Annotated in this window: 2 protein-coding genes and 1 pseudogene; 1 reads left to right on the forward strand and 2 read right to left on the reverse strand. The window is 42.8% G+C overall.

From position 1 onward, the window contains the following. Both QUA38_RS28365 and QUA38_RS28370 read right to left on the reverse strand, forming a co-directional pair. A pseudogene (locus QUA38_RS28365) lies at positions 1–275 on the reverse strand (IS630 transposase-related protein); the annotation flags it as partial. Positions 276–707: 432 nt separating this feature from the next. Beyond that, complete coding sequence (locus QUA38_RS28370; protein ID WP_333064676.1) at positions 708–968, reverse strand: hypothetical protein; 261 nt, start codon at positions 966–968, stop codon at positions 708–710. Between the two features lie 574 nt (positions 969–1542). Here QUA38_RS28370 and QUA38_RS28375 point away from each other — a divergent pair. After that, complete coding sequence (locus tag QUA38_RS28375; protein WP_333167758.1) at positions 1543–2391, forward strand: arylamine N-acetyltransferase; 849 nt, start codon at positions 1543–1545, stop codon at positions 2389–2391. Positions 2392–2794: the final 403 nt, after the last annotated feature.

Genomic DNA, 2794 nt, shown 5'->3' on the forward strand with positions numbered 1-2794 from the left:
TAAGGCATAGCAGATGGCACTCGGTCTGACGCCTGAAAGTTCTTGCTCTTTCTACTAATCTTGCTGAGCGGATTTTTTTCAACATCTTTTTTGAGGGCTTCCCAATCTAGCTTTCGTTGACGGTGGTTGACCTGAGTTGGTCGAAGGTCTTCCCTACCTAACCATCTATAAATTGTTGCTCTTCCTACCTTAAATATGGCAGCAGCTTTCGTTATACTCCCTCCATTTTCCACATAATTGACTACTTTTTGTCTTAGGTCTAGACTGTAATCTATTTTTTTTAATTAACTATTTTTAGCGATTTTATCATGATCTGACCTCTGTATCACATTTATTTGAAATGACTATAGATAAGCTGGAGAGCATATTGTAATAAAATTTAAACTTTCAATCTCTACTGTCCATGCTCTTGTTAAGACCTAAAGGCAATCTAGCAGTAACTTAAAGACTAAATCACTGAGAATTTAATAACTGTTGCCAATTCAGATTCATTAATACTATCTTGCTTTACAGCAGCCCAAAGTTTCAGAAATATAGCACTCGCTGTTTTCCAAAAATTAAGCACTGTATATCAAACCAGCACTCATAAATATCTAAAATTCTGATAGTCGTCTTGGGAGGCTTTTTTTACGCCTCACCGCAAAGGCCTCCCACACTTCTAAGAACTTAGAACTCGATCGCTCCAAAATCGATCTGTGACCATCGCTCTAAATCTTGCCTTCAAACCTCTGATGCCAGAGGATATACCCCGACACAGTAATAACCAGAGTGATGCCTCCTCCTACCCAAGCCAGCATAGGATTGTAACCGCTACGGCTGAGGGTCTGCATCCATAGATGGGTGCGATCGGAGGATATTAACCAATCTGCGACGACCGGAAAAAGATACATCAAAGATGCACCAACGATAAGCCAGCCCACCATAGAGGCGAGGAGAAAGATAGTTTTGGCTGTAGATTGGCTACCCATGAGCAATTGCGGTAAAGAACTAACTTTGAGATTAGCAAAGGAGATGCGTTATGTCAGCACAGGTATAGCCCGAGACAGTGGGCGATGCAAGCGTGAAACTGTAGAATTGATTTGAAGCGAAAGTTAAAGGGCGTTGCTGATTTAGGGTATGAAGGGCTAAATATGCAAGTCAGAGAAACCAGTATCCACAAAACTTCGGGATTTTCAAGTTATTTTTTTCATATCCTGATTAAGCAACGCCAGTAGCAGATGTTCCCTCACCGCATCAGACACAGTGTTATCACGGCTGCACTGGGCGCAACAGAGGGGAATGTAAGAAAAGTGCAGAAACTCAGCAGAGACAAAAATTTAAACACCTTGATGGTGTATGCGATAATCGCGGCCCCGACCAAAGAGACATTACCGATTTACTTGATGGGATGAAAGGAGCGATCGGCAGGGGAAGCGGATGATTCGACGTGAAGGAGCGAGCGAAATCTATGATTTCTCCGATGCTAAACATGAAGGAACGTTGGATACATAATGATTAATTACTCCCCATGAATAAACTCAGCATTGACTCTAATAATAAAATATGCAATTGCAACAACAACTGACTGAAATCGACCTTGATGCCTATTTTCAACGAATTGGCTATAGCGGTGACTGCTCGCCCAGGCTGACAACGTTACAGGCAATTCATCAGCGACATTCCCAAACGCTCGCCTTTGAAAACCTCAATTCGCTCCTAAAACAACCTGTGAAGCTGGATTTAGCATCCTTGCAACAAAAACTAATCAACGAGGGACGGGGTGGCTATTGTTTTGAGCAAAATTCATTGTTGCGGGCTGTTTTGCTGGCTCTGGGCTTTGAGGTAACGAATCTAGCAGCTCGCGTGCTGTGGAATTTGCCATCCGGGACGATCGCACCTCGCAGTCATATGGTGCTGGGGGTCAATATTAATGGAGAGCCATACATTGCAGATGTGGGATTCGGAGGGTTAACGCTTACCGCGCCGCTTGCTTTGACGCCGGATATTGAACAACCTACATCCCACGAACCATTTCGATTGATTGCAGTGGATCGCAGCTACATTATGCAAGCATATATCAAGCAGGAGTGGAAATCCCTTTACAAATTCGACCTTCAGGAGCAAGAATTACCCGATTATGAGGTGAGCAATTGGTATGTTTCAACTCATCCGAAATCGATTTTTGTTACTAACTTGATGGTGGCAAAACCGGATGCAAATTGTCGTTATGCCTTGTGGAATAATCAGTTTACGGTGCATTATTTGGATGGTCGAACAGAACACCGCGTCCTTTCAACGGTTGCAGAGTTCCGCGCTACCCTTGAGAATGTTTTTTGTCTCAACCTGGGAGCGATCGCTGATCTCGATTGGATGTTACAACAATTAATTGAGCGCTCGTCTGCGATGACCTAACGATTCTGTCCGTGCCACTTAATTGTAATCAAAAATCGATCCCAGGTTCTTGATGGGTTTTTACTTGAAGGTATAATACAGCGTATTCCAGGTTTATAAAATACACCTCAGAAACCGGGTTTCTTTACAGTTCTCGCATCCTTACCGATTCTGTTGATCGAAACCCGGTTTCTTGCGATCTACACCTAGATGGAATATGCTGTATAATGTTGAATGAATTTTGAGATCGATCGACACCCTCGTCATCGACGACAACCACGGTCGCGACCAGGGTGAGCTTTCAGATCTACTGGATGAATTGGTGTGATTCAGTAGTGGCATCTAAGTAAGTCGGTGAGAAAAAACAAAACTATGTTAAAATAAGTAAACATAGAGAATACGTCTACTGAGGTAACTCAATATA

The organism is Microcoleus sp. Pol12B4 (assembly GCF_036701385.1).
Lineage (GTDB): Bacteria > Cyanobacteriota > Cyanobacteriia > Cyanobacteriales > Microcoleaceae > Microcoleus.